This is a genomic window from Pseudophaeobacter sp., assembly GCF_048267565.1.
Taxonomy (GTDB): Bacteria; Pseudomonadota; Alphaproteobacteria; order Rhodobacterales; family Rhodobacteraceae; genus Pseudophaeobacter; species Pseudophaeobacter profundi.
In genome coordinates this window covers 84,500-98,914 of the sequence record NZ_JBLWXG010000002.1, presented here as the reverse complement: position 1 = coordinate 98,914, position 14,415 = coordinate 84,500, and the positions used below count along the sequence as shown (strand labels likewise).

The following is a 14,415-nucleotide window of genomic DNA, read 5'->3' as shown; positions in this document are numbered from 1 at the left end:
TCTGGTGGCGCAGCCCCATGCCGCCGCATCCGCCCTGCCGGGCTGGGCTGCGCGCTATCGGCTGCGCCTGAAGCGTCGAAAACTTCTGTGGCGTGCCCTGCGGGCGCGGCACCGTCTGATGCCCCTGGTGGACCGCACCAGCGAGATTGCAGCGCAGGATATTCTGGCCTTTGTGGTGCTGCGCAACGAAGCGGTGCGCTTGCCCTATTTTCTGGACTATTATCGCCGCCTCGGCGTCTCGCAGTTTCTGGTGGTCGACAATGCCAGCACGGATGGCAGCGCTGCCTATTTGACCGATCAACCGGATGTCTCGCTATGGCAGGTTGCAGATGGCTATCGCGCGGCGCGCTTTGGCCTGGACTGGAGTGCCTGGCTGCAGCTGCGCTATGGTCATGGGCATTGGTGTTTGACGGTCGATGCGGATGAGCTGCTGACCTATGATGGCATTGACAGCCATGATCTGCAGGCATTGACGGCGCATCTGGCGGCGCAGGGGCGCAGCGGCTTTGGCGCGATGATGCTGGATCTGTTCCCCAAGGGGCCGCTGGACAGCCACCAGTATAGGCCGGGGCAGGACCCCTGCGCGGTGCTGAACTGGTTCGACACAGGCCCCTACCGCGCCACCCGCCAGAGCCCGATGGGCAGTCTCTGGCTACAGGGGGGGGCACGGGAACGGGCGTTTTTCGCAGACCGCCCAGAGCGCTCTCCGACCTTGAACAAGATTCCACTGGTTCGTTGGAATCGACGGTATGCCTATGTGAACTCAACCCATTCCCTGCTGCCGCCGCGCCTGAACGAGATATACGAGGGGCCGGGCGGGCTGCAGCCTGCGGGCGTTTTGCTGCACAGCAAGTTCCTGCCGGAGATTGTTGGTAAATCGGCAAGTGAAAAGCAGCGCCAGCAGCATTTTCACACACCGCAAGATTTTGATGGCTACTATGACAGGCTGATGGGCGCGCCGAATTTATGGCATGAAAAGGCGCAGCTCTATCGTGGCCCGGCGCAGCTCTGTGCGGCGGGGTTGATGCCACGGTTGCAGTGGTAAGGTCGCCCGAACCGGGCGCATGGGGGCAGGCAGACAATAGTCAGCCGTAAAGAGGCCGCCTAACCGCTTCTAAATTCGTTGTTTATAGAAGTTTTCCATGACATATTGCGGCCTGTGGCAGGCCGTTTCGCGGCCCTGGAATTACCCTGGGTCCATGCCGATTTGGCCCTGCTACAGAATGTGTCGCAGTATGTGCCATTGCGTCTGGTACGGGGCATAGAACAGGCGTGGAGGGACTGTGGGGCTTTGGGATTCTTACCGTATGCGGGTTCGGCGCAAGCGCAGGCTGGTGCGGGCGCTACGTAAATCGGCTGAGCTGAGCTGCCTGCAGGACAATACGCGCGCGATCCAGCCTAGTGATGTTCTGCTGGTCTGCACCATGCGCAACGAACAGATCCGGCTTCCCTATTTTCTAGACTATTACCGCAAGCTCGGGATCAACCATTTCCTGTTTGTCGACAACGATTCTGACGATGATACGGTGGCCTATCTGCAGGGCATGGATGACGTGTCGCTGTGGCAAACCCAGGCGAGCTATCGGCGGGCGCATTATGGCGTTGATTGGATGAACTACCTGAAACGCAAATACGCCCATGGGCATTGGGTTCTGGTGGTCGACCCGGATGAGCTGTTTATCTATCCCTTCTGTGATACCCGGCCCATTCAGGCACTGACCGATTGGCTGGATAGTTCGGCCATCCGCAGTTTTTCTGCCATGTTGATAGATACCTACCCCAAGGGGCCGCTGGGCGAGACCCCCTATCACGCTGGGCAAAACCCGCTGGAGATCGCCAATTGGTTTGATAGCGGCAATTACACCATCAGCAAGAACCCGATGTATGGCAATCTGTGGATCCAGGGCGGGCCACGCGCGCGGGTGTTCTTTGCCGATGCGCCGCGCAATGCGCCTGCCCTGAACAAGATCCCGCTGGTGAAATGGGATCGCCGCTATGCCTATGTCAGCTCGACACATGCCTTGTTGCCGCGCGGCTTGAACCAGGTTTACGAAACCGACGGCGGTGAAAAAGCCAGCGGCGCGCTGCTGCATACCAAGTTTCTTGATACGCTGGGGGCCAAGGCTCAGGAAGAGCTGGCGCGCAGCGAGCACTATGCCAATTCCCGCGAATACAAGGCCTATGCCGAAGCGCTGGAACAGCAGCCAGAGCTGTGGTGCAAATGGAGCGAGAAATACATCAACTGGCGTCAGCTAGAGATCCTGGGCCTGATGTCCAAGGGAAACTGGGCATGAGCGCCGCTTCGGTTGGTATTGTCATGCTGGTGCACACTGCTCTGGAGCGGGCGGAACAGGTGGCGCGACACTGGACGGCAGCGGGTTGTCCTGTGGTGCTGCATGTGGACAAGAACGTCGATGAGGCCGTCTTTCAAAGGTTTCGTCAAGGTTTGGCGTCAGATCCCTTGGTCCGGTTCTGCACACGGCATCGCTGCGAATGGGGCACCTGGGGCATTGTCGCGGCGTCGCAATCTGCCGCGACCCTGATGTTGCAGGACTTTGCAGAGGTCCGCCATGTCTACCTGTCCTCGGGGTCTTGCCTGCCGCTACGCCCGGCAGAGGAGCTGGCCGCCTATCTGGAGGCGCGGCCGCAGACCGATTTCATCGAAAGCGCCACCACTGCTGATGTGCCCTGGATCGTCGGCGGTTTGGATGTGGAACGCTTTACCCTGCGGTTTCCGTTTTCATGGAAAAGGCATCGCTATCTGTTTGACCGCTATGTCGATCTGCAGCGCAGGCTGGGGATACGTCGGCGCATCCCGGCGGGCCTGGTGCCGCATATGGGCAGCCAATGGTGGTGCCTGACCCGGCAGACCCTGACGGCGATCCTGCAGGATCGCGAACGCGCGCGCTATGATCGCTACTTCCAAAAGGTCTGGATCCCGGACGAAAGTTATTTCCAGACCCTGGCGCGGAAACATTCCAGCCGGATCGAGAGCCGCTCTCTGACCCTGTCGAAATTCGATTTTCAGGGCAAACCGCATGTGTTCTACGATGACCACCTGCAACTGCTGCGGCGCTCTGACTGTTTTGTCGCGCGCAAGATCTGGCCACGGGCGGATCGGTTGTATCAGGCGTTCTTGACCGATGGTGCCAGGGCGCTGACGCGCACCGAACCCAACCCCGGCAAGATCGACCGCATTTTTGCCAAGGCGGTAGAGCGCCGCACGCGCAGTCGCCCAGGCCTGTACATGCAAAGCCGGTTTCCCAGCCACTGGTCGGTCAAAAGTGTTACGTCGAACCGCTATTCGGTGTTTCAGGGCTTTTCCGAACTGTTTGAGGATTTTGAAACCTGGCTGGCGCAGATTACCGGGGCCAGGGTGCATGGGCATCTGTTTGCGGCAGAACGCGCAGAGCTGGTCCAGGGCAGCACCATGATCAATGGGGCGCTGACTGACTGCGCCAAGCTGCGCGATTACAACCCCCAGAGTTTTTTGACCAATCTGATCTGGAACACCCGAGGCGAGCACCAGTGCTTTCAGTTTGGCCCCGGCGACCGGCAAGAGATCCGAGAAGAGCTGGCCCGTGATCCCAATGCGCAAATCTCGGTGATCAGCGGTGCCTGGGCGGTGCCACTGTTTCGATCTGAACGGGATTTTGGCGAGGTGCGCCGCGAGGCTGCACGGCTGCAACAGATAGAGGCCAGCTATCTGCATACCCTGCGCCACCGCGAGACCACGGCGCGGGTGCGCATCTGGAGCATGGCAGAGTTTGTCGAGGCACCGATGGAGCCGCTGCAGGCCATTCTGGACGAACTGGGACATCTGCACCCGCTGAGCGCGCCGCCTGCATTGGTAAATCTTGATGGGTTTGGCCAGTTTCTGCAAAACCTGAAGAACCAGGGCATGCACCCCCATCTAATGGGGGATTTCCCAGTCGAGCAGGGGCGGATGGATCGTGCCAAACCCCCTCGGAAACCCTATCTGGTGCAAAGGTAACCAATGACAGATTCGTTTGACTACTTCATTGTTTTTGCCGAAATGCGGACGGGGTCCAATTTTCTGGAAACCAACCTCAATGCGATCTCGGGTGTTACCTGCCATGGTGAGGCCTTCAACCCGCACTTCATTGGTTATCCCAACCGTGATGATCTTCTGGGGATGACCCAGGAGATGCGCGAACAGGATCCGGGCGGGCTGCTTGCGCGTATCAAGGGATCTGCGGCGGCTGGCGGGCTTGCCGGGTTTCGCTATTTCCATGACCATGATCCGCGCATTCTGGATCTGGCGCTAGAGGATCCGCGCTGCGCCAAGATCATCCTGACCAGAAACCCGTTGGAGAGCTATGTTTCCTGGAAGATCGCGCAGGCCACCGGGCAGTGGAAACTGACCAATGTAAAGCGCCGCAAAGAGGCGCAGGCCCGCTTTGACAGTGCCGAGTTTTCCCAACATGTGGCCGATTTGCAGGCGTTTCAGGTTACCCTGTTGAACAGGTTGCAAAAAAGCGGCCAAAGCGCCTTTTTCCTTGCCTATGAAGACCTGCAGAGCCTGGAGGTAATGAATGGGCTTGCGCAGTGGCTGGGGATATCCGGGCGGCTAGCGGCGCTGGACGCGAGCCTGAAGCCGCAAAATCCGGCACCGCTAAGGTCCAAGGTCGAGAACCCCGCCGAGATGGCGGCAGCCCTGGCGGAAATGGATCATTTCAACCTGGGCCGCAGCCCCAATTTTGAACCCCGCCGCGGGCCTGCAGTCCCCAGTTATGTCGCTGGCGCGGTGACGCCGTTGCTCTACCTGCCGATCAGGGGCGGACCCGAGGCCGAGGTAACCGCCTGGATGGCCCAGTTGGATCAGGGGGCAGGGGAAGAGCTGCAAAGCCGGATGAATCAAAAGCAGTTGCGCCATTGGAAGCGCCATCATCCGGGGTTTCGCAGCTTTACGGTGTTGCGCCATCCGGCTGCGCGGGTGCATGCCGTCTTTTGCCGCCGTGTACTTGCCAAGGGTGGCGAGAGCTATGGCAATATCCGCGAGACGCTGCGGCGCCAGTTCAAACTCCCGATCCCCAAAGACGGCCCCGATGCCAGCTATAGCCTTGCCGATCACCGGGCGGCCTTTTCGCAGTTTCTGACCTTTTTGCAGGCCAATCTAGCCGGGCAGACCTCGATCCGAGTGGATGCGGACTGGGCCAGCCAGTCGCAGGCCCTGTCGGGGCTGGCTGAGGTGGGGGCACCGGATCTGATTCTGCGCGAAGACGAACTGGGCGAGGCGCTGCCTGCTCTAGCGCAGCGGTTGGGCTGTGATAGCCCAGGGCAACTGCAGCAGGCGGCGGCGGATCAGCCCTATCCCTTGGCCGCGATCTGGGACGCGGCGCTGGAAAAGCAGGTTTCATCGCTCTATCAGCGCGATTACATGATGTTTGGCTTTGCCCCCTGGGCAGCAGGGCCCGAGGGCTAGAACCTGTCGCGTTCTTGCGTATTCAGGCGGCCTGGACGGGCTGATTCTCTGTCAGGATGGCGAACAGCGTCGCCGGGTCGTGGTTGGCACGCAGTTTGGTGCAAAAGCTCTGTTCGCGCAGGGTGCGTGACACCAGAGCCAGCGCCTTCAGGTGTTCCACCCCGGCATCTTCCGGCGCAAAAAGCGAAAAGGCGATATCCACCGGCTGGCGATCAACCGAGTCAAAATCCAGCGGTTTTTCCAGAATCACAAAGACGCCGCGTACCTCGTTCAGACCATCAAGGCGGGCATGGGGCAGGGCAACGCCGTGCCCCACGCCGGTAGGACCAAGGCTCTCGCGATCAAGCAGAGCCTCAACAGTGGACTGGGCATCAAGGCCATAACAGGTATGTGCGACTTCAGAAATTTCCTGAAACAGGCGCTTTTTGCTGGATGCGGCCCCAATTACCCGGACGGCGCCGGGTTTCAGAATACTAGAAATCTGCATAGGTCACCTGCTCTGTTCAGATGCTGTGGCCCAGCCCTATGTCTGGCCTATACCTGTTGCGGGTCGATCCAACCAATGTTGCCATCTTCCCGGCGGTATACCACGTTCACACCGTTTTTGCTCTCATTGCGGAACACCAATACCGGCGCACCTGCAAGCTCCATTTGCATCACGGCTTCACCAACAGAGAGGGACTGAATCCTGGTCTCCATTTCGGCAACAATGATCGGCTGCAGTGTGTCGGGTTCGGCACTGGAATCCGCGTCGTCAGAGGCGAGGATATAGGAGTTTGCGCCGAGAATTTCAACCGGTTCGCTGCGATCACGATGGTGATCTTTCAACCGCCGTTTGTAGCGGCGCAGCTGCTTTTCCATCTTTTCACAGCAGGCTTCAAAAGCGGCATAGATTTCAGTGGCATGCGCCTTGGCCTGCGCAGTTAGCCCAGTGGAAAGATGCACGGTGGCTTCGCAGACAAATTCATGCGCGGACTTGGAAAATACAATATTTGCGTCAGTTGGACGCTCAGCATATTTCGAGACGACGGCCCCTAGCTCGGCTTGAACATGGGTCTGCAATGCTTCGCCAATGTCGATCTGTTTACCGGTGATTTTGTAATGCATGTGATCTCCTTCACAAATTGCCACCCAAAACACCATCCGGGCCGGGCCCGAAGGGGTGTCGTCAGTTTTGGGTCAGGGGATTTGGCAGGGAAGTGCGGGACAGGCCTTCAGGTCTTGTTGCCAAGACCACGTTTAGGTCTGCCTGAGAGTGCACGTTTGCCATGTTTCAATTCGATGACAAACCAGCATCAGAGTCAATGGCATTCCGCTAATTTGATCCCGCCAGTTGTGTCTGATTGGCGGAAACCCGCTATTGCTGAGTGCAGCAAAAAAGGTCTCTCTTTTCCGGCGCTTGTCTGATTTCCGCCCCGGATCCTACGGCCTAAGAGATGCGGAAATTGTCGCCCAGATAGACCCGGCGGACGTTTTCATTTTCAACCACTTCGGCAGGGCTGCCTGACATTAGCACCTGACCGTCATGCAGGATATAGGCGCGATCTACGATCTCAAGAGTTTCGCGTACGTTGTGGTCGGTGATCAAGACCCCGATCCCGCGCTTCTTGAGATCGGCCACCAGATGGCGGATATCGCCTACCGAAATCGGATCGACCCCGGCAAAGGGTTCATCCAGCAGCAGGTATTTTGGATCGGCGGCCAGGCAGCGGGCAATTTCCACCCGGCGACGTTCCCCCCCCGAAAGCGCCAGCGCCGGAGCCCGGCGCAGATGCTCGATCGAAAAATCCGACAGCAGCTCTTCTAGACGTTCGCGGCGTTTGTGGTCGTGTTTGACGGCAATATCCAGCACCGCCATGATATTGTCCTCGACCGAGAGGCCGCGAAAAATCGACATTTCCTGCGGCAGATAGCCAATCCCCAGTCGTGCACGACGATACATCGGCAGGCTGGTGACGTTCTGGCCATCAATCGTCACGGTTCCAGCCTCGGGAAAGACCAGCCCGGCGATGGCGTAAAAACTGGTGGTTTTGCCTGATCCATTTGGCCCCAGCAGCGCCACGACCTCGCCACGATTCAGCGAGATTGACACATCTCGGATCACCACTTTTTTGCGATAGCTTTTGCGGAGCTTTTCGATACGCAGGCCAGAGGAGCCTTCGGTCAGGTGCAGATCAGGGGTGCGGGGCATCAGTTACTGTCGTCCGTTTCGGAGCTGGGGTTCAAAATGGTTTTGACGCGCCCGGCCATGCTAGCGGTGCCGGTGGTCAGGTTGACCACCATCCGCTGCGAGGTAAGCGAGCCTGTCCCCTGGTTCAACAGAACATTGCCCGTCATCACGATGGTGCCCTGGTCGATGCTATATTCCGCTTTCTGGGCCTCAGCCGCATCCGGGCCGCTGACCAGCAGCACATCGCCCGTGGCTTCCAGTCGTTCGATGCCGCGCTTGCCGGTGTCGTCGGTTTTGTAGATCACCAGAACCCGAGCAGCCGAAAGCCGCATAACGCCCTGTATGATCAGTACATTGCCAGTAAATTCCGCCGATCCATCCACCTGGTTGACCGCCAGCTTATCCGAAGTGACTTCAACCGGCTGCGTCGGATCTGCCTTGGCCGAGCCAAAGGCGACAGAGGCGTTTTGCGCCGACACCGGCAGCGAAAGAAACAGGCTGGTCATCAGGGCAATCAATAGGCGGCACAAATGGGTCAAGGATCTATCTTTCCAATTTTTAAGGAGCGTATACCAGCTTGACGCCTTTGGTGAAGAGAAGATGCACGGGACCACCAACAGTTTCTGAGGTGATTTCCATATGGCCGGCCGTCAGATCGCCAAGCGCGCTGGTGGCCCGAATGGCGCCGGGGCTTTCAGCCTGCACACGGCTCAGCTGTGTCTTGAGCGCCTCTGTGGTGACAACCATGCCATCGGCGGTGGTCAGTTCGACATTGCCGATAAAGCGGGCCAGATCCTGATCCGGATGCACGGTGCCGCGATCGGAACTCAGCGTCAGCCGACCTCCGGCCACCATGCGGATCTCGGCCTCAAGGCTGCTGGCGATCACCGGTTCGTCCGCCTTGGCGCGGGCCACGGTTGCGGTGACCTGGATTTCATCGCCCTGCGCGGTAGATCCGGAAAAGAACGGTGCCGTTACCTGCTGGCCGCGCAGGCGTTCCTCAATTTCGCGGTCGGCAAAGGGAATGACCGCTTCGGTTTCGACGCCGCGCGAGATCATGAACAGCGTCGACAACAGTGCCAGCGCTGCCAGGGGCAGCAGCACTTTGAGATAGCTTACTGTGCGCGAATACGGATCCATGATCGGGTTTCCCTGTGCCTACCCAAGGCCTGCGCGCAGGCAGTCGTGGATATGCAAAAGCCCCTCGGCGCGCTGGCCCTTGCTGGGATCAATGGCAAATAGACAGGTGATCTTGTGCAGGTTCATGATGGCCACGGCTTCTTCGGCCAGGGCGTCGGGGGCGATGGTGGTTGGCTGCTTGGTCATGACCTCGTTGGCCTGTTTTTGCAGCAGCCCATCCATGTGACGGCGCAGATCGCCATCGGTGATGATGCCCAAAATCTGACCCGTGTCATCGGTGACGCCGACAACGCCAAATCCCTTTTGGCTGATCTCGATCAGGGCTTCGGACATCGGGGTATCCTGGCGCACCAATGGCAGGGCATCGCCGCCATGCATCAGATCGCGTACTTTGCTGAGCTGGGCACCCAACTTGCCGCCGGGATGAAAGTCGCGGAAATTTTCGGGCCTGAAATCGCGGTGTTTCATGATGGCAATGGCCAGCGCATCGCCCATGGCCAGGGTCAGCGTGGTGGAATTGGACGGCACGATACCATAGCCGCAGGCCTCGCCCATGGCGGGGATTTGCAGCTGCACATCCGCCTGGGTCATCAGGGTGCTTTCGGGTTTGCTGGACAGGCCAATCAGCGGAATGTTGAAACGGCGGGTAAAGGCCAGCAGATTGGCCAGTTCCGGCGCTTCGCCAGAGTTGGAAATCGCCAGCACCACATCGCCCTTGGACAGCATGCCCAGATCGCCATGGCTGGCCTCGGCGGGGTGGACGAAATAGGCCGGCGTGCCCGTGCTGGCCAGGGTGGCGGCGATCTTATGGCCGATATGACCGGATTTGCCGATGCCGCTGATGATCACCCGGCCAGTTGCCGCCAGTATCAGCTCGGCCGCTGCAACAAAGCGGTGGTCAAAGCTCTCGGCCAGAGCGTCGAGCGCGCGGGCTTCGTCGGTGGCAACCTGACGGGCCGTGGCGAGGAATTTGTCTGATGAGGTCATGAGTGTGCAAAAATATCCGTTTCGGGCCATCCAGCGAGATCCAGTTTGGCACGCATTGGCAGAAAATCAAAACAAGCCTGGGCCATTTCCATGCGGTCTTCGCGCGTCAGCCGCTTGTTCAGCGCCTCGCGCAGGCGATGCAGGTACAAAACATCCGATGCAGCATAGTCCAGTTGCGCATCAGTCAGGGTCTTGGCGCCCCAGTCGCTCATCTGTTGCTGCTTGGAGATGTCTACTCCGATCAGCTCTTGCGTCAGGTTCTTGAGCCCGTGGCGATCCGTATAGGTGCGCACCAATCGGCTGGCGATCTTGGTGCAATAGACCGGTGCCGTAAGCGCGCCAAAGGCGTGGTACATGGCGGCAATATCAAAGCGGCCAAAGTGAAACAGCTTCAGCGTATTAGGGTCTTGCAGCATGGCGCAGAGATTGGGTGCCTCGGTCTGGCCCTTGGCCACCTGCACGATATGGGCATTGCCATCACCATCCGACAGCTGAATGACGCAGAGCCGGTCGCGGTGCGGGTTCAGCCCCATGGTCTCGCAGTCGATCGCCACCACCGGGCCAAGTTTCAGATCATCAGGCAAATCGTTTTGGTAAAGATGGTTGGTCACGAAGGAAATCCTTTGCCGGTAAGGGCTGCGCTGGACCTGGGCTGGGGTCCTGGTGTGGGTCTGAAGGGTGCGACAGGCATCCTGCGTGTCTGCACGCCTGCTTGAAATAGGTGGTATGGCGCGCGAACTCAACTGTTGGACCGCGCTGGCGGTGATTAAACTGATCATATGACAGTGTGAAAGGGGCGGCTGCTGCATGCCCACGGCCCAGGCAATTGCCGGTCAGGCTGAACCGGAAACAACCGGATTCGCAGGGGCGCGGCGGCCGTAAATGATGCTGCAGCGCAGAGAAAACAGCCCTTCCGTGGCCCAAAGCGGTGAAAATTCGTCCCAAAACCAGCGTCCAGCGAAAAATTCGACCTGAAAATAAACTTTATGCTTGAAACAAATTGAAATATGCATCTGCATATATATCAATCAACAACACCAACAGGGATGACTTCACTATGAACCAGACGGACACGCTTGCCGCGCTTGCCAGCGGACTTTTGGATGGGGAAATCAGGGTTGTCGATTGTTCGGCACCGCTGGGGCCTGATACACCGCTGTTGAAACTGCCGCCCGAGCTTGCCGATGATACGCCCAAGATCGAAATCCACCAGATTTCGCGATACGGCGATCGCGGGCCATTCTGGGCCTGGAACTGGCTCAAGCTTGGTGAACATTCGGGAACGCATTACGACGCGCCCCACCATTGGGTCACCGGCAAGGATTACCCGGATGGGTCGGTCGACACGATTGATCCGCAAAAATTCATGGCCCCTGCAAATGTCATCGACTGTTCGGCGCAGGCCGCCGAAGATAATGATTTCCTGCTGACAAAGCAGGGCGTGCAGGACTGGGAAGCCGAGCATGGCGAGATCAAGGCTGGCGAATGGGTGCTGATGCGCACCGATTGGGATCAGTACAATCACGACGAGGACAGGTTTCTCAATACCGACGAAACCGGCCCGCATACGCCTGGTCCGTCGGCAGACTGCATAGAATACCTGATGGCGAAGAAGGCGCTGGGTTGGGGCACACAGTGCATCGGGACCGACGCTGGGCTGGCGGCAGGTTTTGATCTGCCCTTCCCGGCCCACAACCTGCTGCACAAGGCAAACCGCTATGGCCTGGCATCGCTGACGAATCTCAAAGAGCTACCGGCCAAGGGGGCGGTGCTGGTTGCCGCGCCGCTCAAGATCGTCAAGGGAACCGGTTCGCCCGTTCGGGTTCTGGCGCTGGTTCCGGGGGCCTGAAGACATGTCGCCTGCCGCTTACACTGACCTCGCCATCATCGGCCCCGTTGCGCCACGCAAAGGGCACAGGGCCGCAGGGCTGGGCGCATGACCGCCGGGCCCGATCAGTTGGAAGGCTTCACCCCCTATGTGATGAACCGCATCATGGCGCGCTACAACAAGGGCGTTGAAGAGGCGTTGAAAGATGTGGGCATCACGGTGGCGCAGATGCGCGCGCTGGCCGTCCTGACCGAAAATGGCCCCTGCACCATCAACACCCTGTCGGTGTTGACGGTGATTAAACAACCGACGCTGTCGCGCACACTGGACACAATGGAAGCGGCCGGACTGATCCGTCGCGAAGCCGACGCCAAGGACAGCCGCATCCGCCACATCCAACTGACCGAAACCGGCAAGCGGGTTCACGAAACAGCCTGGCCGGCCATGCTTCGGATGCAGGACGTCATGTTTTCGGTGCTCTCTGCTGACGACAGAAAGATGATGAACGATCTGCTGTTGCGCGTTTTCTACAGCATCCGGCAGCACGATTTTTGAAAGGCCCCAACGGCCTAGTCCCAACCAGGGGCAAATTAATGCCATCCGCAGCGCGCGCATGGCCAAGTTTTCCGGCATGGAGGCCTGACGACATAGCGTCGCCCCGCTTCAGATGTCGGTCGGTACGACCCAAGGAGACCACCCATGGCTGAACGTTCCTTTGCCAAGGAAGTCCAAAAACTGAAACAGGGAGATGGAGATACCTTCTCTGGCGAAGGGATCCTCGCCATCACCAAGGCGCTGCTGGAAAATGGCGTCGGCTATGTCGGGGGCTATCAGGGCTCGCCGATTTCTCACCTGATGGATGTTCTGGCAGATGCTCAGGATATCCTGGGGGAACTGGGCGTGCGTTTTGAAGCCTCTGCAAGCGAGGCCACGGCTACGGCGATGCTGGCGGCATCGGTGCATTATCCCATTCGCGGCGCGGTCACCTACAAATCGGTCGTCGGGACCAATGTCGCCTCTGATGCGCTGTCCAATCTGGCCTCGGGCGGTGTAACCGGCGGTGCCCTCATAATCGTCGGCGAAGACTACGGCGAAGGCTCTTCGATCATGCAGGAGCGCACCTACGCCTTTGCCATGAAAAGCCAGGTCTGGATGCTTGACCCGCGCCCCAACCTGCCCTCGATCGTCGCCGCAGTTGGGGATGGTTTTGAGCTGTCGGAGGCCAGCAACACGCCGGTGATGCTGCAGATGGGCATCCGTTCGTGCCATGTGCACGGCTCTTTCGCCGCCTCCGACAATCGCCGCCCCGACATGACGGTGAGCCAGGCGCTGGAAAGCCCCCGCCGGGATCTTGAGCGGATCGTCCTGCCCCCCGCCACCTATCTTCATGAGGCGGAGAAGCTGACCAAGCGCAAACCCGCGGCTGAACGCTTCATTCTGGAACGCGGCCTGAACGAGCGGTTCGGGCAGCCATCTGGAAAGGTTGGTCTGATCATTCAGGGCGGGACCTACAACACGGTAATCCGCGCGCTGAACCGTCTTGGCCTTGCCGATCTGTATGGCGATACCGATCTGGATATTCTCTGCCTCAACTGTGTCTACCCGCTGGTCGACAGCCAGATCCTTGACTTCTGCGAAGGCAAGGACGCGGTGCTGATTGTCGAGGAAGGCCATCCCAACTACATCGAACAGCAGATCGGGCATATGCTCTACAAGGCCGGCAAGCGTGTCACGCTTGAGGGCAAGGGCATGCTGCCGATGGGCGGTGAATACACCGGGCAGGTGATGCTGCAGGGTCTTGGGGCCTTTCTCACGGCCCATGCGCCAGAACTGATGCCTGTGGCCGCCGTGGCCAAGAATGAAGAACCTGTCGTGATTCCGGATCTTTCAGAGGTTCTGCCGGCCCGCCCGCCGGGGTTCTGCACCGGCTGCCCGGAGCGGCCGATCTTTGCCGCCACCAAACTGGTCGAGCAGGAGCTGGGAGAGCACCACATTTCATCAGATATCGGCTGCCATCTGTTTTCGATCATGCCGCCCTTCGACCTTGGCGCGACGACCATGGGATATGGTCTCGGCCCGGCCTCGGCTTCGGCGTTTCACAATGAAGACCCGCATGGCCGTCGCTCTATCTCCTTTGTCGGGGATGGCGGGTTCTGGCACAATGGTCTGACGTCGTCTGTGGGCAACGCGGTCTTCAACAAGTCCGACAACGTGATCGTGATCGTCGACAATTTTTATGCTGCGGCGACCGGCGGACAGGACATTCTGTCCTCTCGTGCAGACAACAAGACCAAGCAGACCCAGAACTCCATTGTCGAGGCCTGCCAGGGCATGGGCGTCAAATGGATCCGCCAGATCGACAGAACCTATGACGTCACCAAGGTCCGCGACACGCTGAAAGAGGCGCTGACAACACAGGTCGCAGGCCCAAAGGTCATCGTCGCCTCCTCTGAATGCATGCTGAACAGGCAGCGTCGGGAGAAACCGCTGCTGGCCAAGGCCACCAAGGAAGGCAAGCGTACCGTGCGGCCACGCTTTGGCGTGGATGAGGACATCTGCACCGGTGATCACGCCTGCATGCGGCTTTCGGGCTGCCCGTCCCTGTCGGTCAAGGATACCGGCGATCCGCTGCGCGATGATCCGGTCGCGGCGATCGACCAGACCTGTGTCGGATGCGGCAATTGCGGCGAAGTTGCCGATGCAGCCGTGCTCTGCCCGAGTTTCTACCAGGCCGAAATCGTATCCAACCCGACCCCGCGCGAAGGCCGCAAGGCGCGCAGGACCCAGAAGATCATTGATTGGCTGCAACACAGGCGTGACGCGAAACGCGTGGTCTTTGCCTGA

Annotated in this window: 14 protein-coding genes; 7 read left to right on the top strand and 7 right to left on the bottom strand. The window is 59.3% G+C overall.

Going from position 1 to position 14,415, the window contains the following annotated elements:
* Positions 1-4: 4 nt before the first annotated feature.
* From ACN0VH_RS06890 to ACN0VH_RS06875, 4 genes are all read left to right on the top strand, one after another.
* Positions 5-1,045, top strand: a complete 1,041-nt coding sequence (locus ACN0VH_RS06890; RefSeq protein ID WP_417700083.1) for a glycosyltransferase family 2 protein — start codon at positions 5-7, stop codon at positions 1,043-1,045.
* 262 nt (positions 1,046-1,307) lie between these two features.
* On the top strand, positions 1,308-2,294 hold the full coding sequence (locus tag ACN0VH_RS06885) for a glycosyltransferase family 2 protein (RefSeq protein WP_278922357.1): 987 nt from the start codon (positions 1,308-1,310) through the stop codon (positions 2,292-2,294).
* Positions 2,291-3,994 carry a DUF5927 domain-containing protein gene (locus ACN0VH_RS06880; RefSeq protein ID WP_417700082.1) on the top strand — a complete coding sequence of 568 codons (1,704 nt, stop codon included), beginning with the start codon at positions 2,291-2,293 and terminating at the stop codon, positions 3,992-3,994. Before ACN0VH_RS06885 ends, ACN0VH_RS06880 begins: the two co-directional genes overlap by 4 nt.
* A gap of 3 nt (positions 3,995-3,997) precedes the next feature.
* Positions 3,998-5,446, top strand: coding sequence for a sulfotransferase family 2 domain-containing protein (locus tag ACN0VH_RS06875; protein WP_417700081.1), 1,449 nt, complete (start codon positions 3,998-4,000; stop codon positions 5,444-5,446).
* 22 nt (positions 5,447-5,468) lie between these two features.
* Here ACN0VH_RS06875 and ACN0VH_RS06870 read toward each other — a convergent pair whose 3' ends face one another.
* The 7 genes from ACN0VH_RS06870 to ACN0VH_RS06840 all read right to left on the bottom strand — a co-directional run bounded on the left by ACN0VH_RS06870 (position 5,469) and on the right by ACN0VH_RS06840 (position 10,354).
* Positions 5,469-5,933, bottom strand: coding sequence for a PTS sugar transporter subunit IIA (locus ACN0VH_RS06870; protein ID WP_232401285.1), 465 nt, complete (start codon positions 5,931-5,933; stop codon positions 5,469-5,471).
* A 47-nt stretch (positions 5,934-5,980) separates the two neighbouring features.
* Positions 5,981-6,553, bottom strand: coding sequence for a ribosome hibernation-promoting factor, HPF/YfiA family (hpf, locus tag ACN0VH_RS06865; RefSeq protein ID WP_278922260.1), 573 nt, complete (start codon positions 6,551-6,553; stop codon positions 5,981-5,983).
* Between the two features lie 322 nt (positions 6,554-6,875).
* Positions 6,876-7,637, bottom strand: a complete 762-nt coding sequence (lptB, locus tag ACN0VH_RS06860; protein WP_278922261.1) for an LPS export ABC transporter ATP-binding protein — start codon at positions 7,635-7,637, stop codon at positions 6,876-6,878.
* On the bottom strand, positions 7,637-8,122 hold the full coding sequence (locus ACN0VH_RS06855; RefSeq protein WP_417700330.1) for an LptA/OstA family protein: 486 nt from the start codon (positions 8,120-8,122) through the stop codon (positions 7,637-7,639). Before ACN0VH_RS06855 ends, lptB begins: the two co-directional genes overlap by 1 nt.
* A 52-nt stretch (positions 8,123-8,174) precedes the next feature.
* On the bottom strand, positions 8,175-8,756 hold the full coding sequence (gene lptC, locus ACN0VH_RS06850; protein ID WP_417700080.1) for an LPS export ABC transporter periplasmic protein LptC: 582 nt from the start codon (positions 8,754-8,756) through the stop codon (positions 8,175-8,177).
* A gap of 18 nt (positions 8,757-8,774) precedes the next feature.
* Positions 8,775-9,743 carry a KpsF/GutQ family sugar-phosphate isomerase gene (locus ACN0VH_RS06845; RefSeq protein WP_417700078.1) on the bottom strand — a complete coding sequence of 323 codons (969 nt, stop codon included), beginning with the start codon at positions 9,741-9,743 and terminating at the stop codon, positions 8,775-8,777.
* Entirely contained in the window at positions 9,740-10,354 is a 615-nt protein-coding gene (locus ACN0VH_RS06840; protein ID WP_278922265.1) for a ribonuclease D, read from the bottom strand. Before ACN0VH_RS06840 ends, ACN0VH_RS06845 begins: the two co-directional genes overlap by 4 nt.
* A gap of 446 nt (positions 10,355-10,800) precedes the next feature.
* Between ACN0VH_RS06840 and ACN0VH_RS06835 the strand changes: the two genes are divergently transcribed.
* The 3 genes from ACN0VH_RS06835 to ACN0VH_RS06825 all read left to right on the top strand — a co-directional run bounded on the left by ACN0VH_RS06835 (position 10,801) and on the right by ACN0VH_RS06825 (position 14,415).
* The gene (locus ACN0VH_RS06835; protein WP_278922266.1) at positions 10,801-11,592 is read left to right on the top strand and encodes a cyclase family protein; all 792 of its coding nucleotides are present in this window, start codon (positions 10,801-10,803) and stop codon (positions 11,590-11,592) included.
* Between the two features lie 87 nt (positions 11,593-11,679).
* Entirely contained in the window at positions 11,680-12,126 is a 447-nt protein-coding gene (locus tag ACN0VH_RS06830) for a MarR family winged helix-turn-helix transcriptional regulator (RefSeq protein WP_278922267.1), read from the top strand.
* A gap of 144 nt (positions 12,127-12,270) precedes the next feature.
* Positions 12,271-14,415 (top strand): indolepyruvate ferredoxin oxidoreductase subunit alpha, encoded by a 2,145-nt coding sequence (locus ACN0VH_RS06825; protein ID WP_278922268.1) that lies wholly within the window; start codon positions 12,271-12,273, stop codon positions 14,413-14,415.

Excerpts from the sequence above, each read along its gene's own strand:
- ACN0VH_RS06885 (WP_278922357.1), top strand. The coding sequence starts at position 1,308 with ATGCGGGTTCGGCGCAAGCGCAGGCTGGTGCGGGCGCTACGTAAATCG.
- ACN0VH_RS06880 (WP_417700082.1), top strand. The coding sequence starts at position 2,291 with ATGAGCGCCGCTTCGGTTGGTATTGTCATGCTGGTGCACACTGCTCTG.
- ACN0VH_RS06875 (WP_417700081.1), top strand. The coding sequence starts at position 3,998 with ATGACAGATTCGTTTGACTACTTCATTGTTTTTGCCGAAATGCGGACG.
- ACN0VH_RS06870 (WP_232401285.1), bottom strand. The coding sequence starts at position 5,933 with ATGCAGATTTCTAGTATTCTGAAACCCGGCGCCGTCCGGGTAATTGGG.
- hpf (WP_278922260.1), bottom strand. The coding sequence starts at position 6,553 with ATGCATTACAAAATCACCGGTAAACAGATCGACATTGGCGAAGCATTG.
- lptB (WP_278922261.1), bottom strand. The coding sequence starts at position 7,637 with ATGCCCCGCACCCCTGATCTGCACCTGACCGAAGGCTCCTCTGGCCTG.
- ACN0VH_RS06855 (WP_417700330.1), bottom strand. The coding sequence starts at position 8,122 with ATGACCAGCCTGTTTCTTTCGCTGCCGGTGTCGGCGCAAAACGCCTCT.
- lptC (WP_417700080.1), bottom strand. The coding sequence starts at position 8,756 with ATGGATCCGTATTCGCGCACAGTAAGCTATCTCAAAGTGCTGCTGCCC.
- ACN0VH_RS06845 (WP_417700078.1), bottom strand. The coding sequence starts at position 9,743 with ATGACCTCATCAGACAAATTCCTCGCCACGGCCCGTCAGGTTGCCACC.
- ACN0VH_RS06835 (WP_278922266.1), top strand. The coding sequence starts at position 10,801 with ATGAACCAGACGGACACGCTTGCCGCGCTTGCCAGCGGACTTTTGGAT.
- ACN0VH_RS06830 (WP_278922267.1), top strand. The coding sequence starts at position 11,680 with ATGACCGCCGGGCCCGATCAGTTGGAAGGCTTCACCCCCTATGTGATG.
- ACN0VH_RS06825 (WP_278922268.1), top strand. The coding sequence starts at position 12,271 with ATGGCTGAACGTTCCTTTGCCAAGGAAGTCCAAAAACTGAAACAGGGA.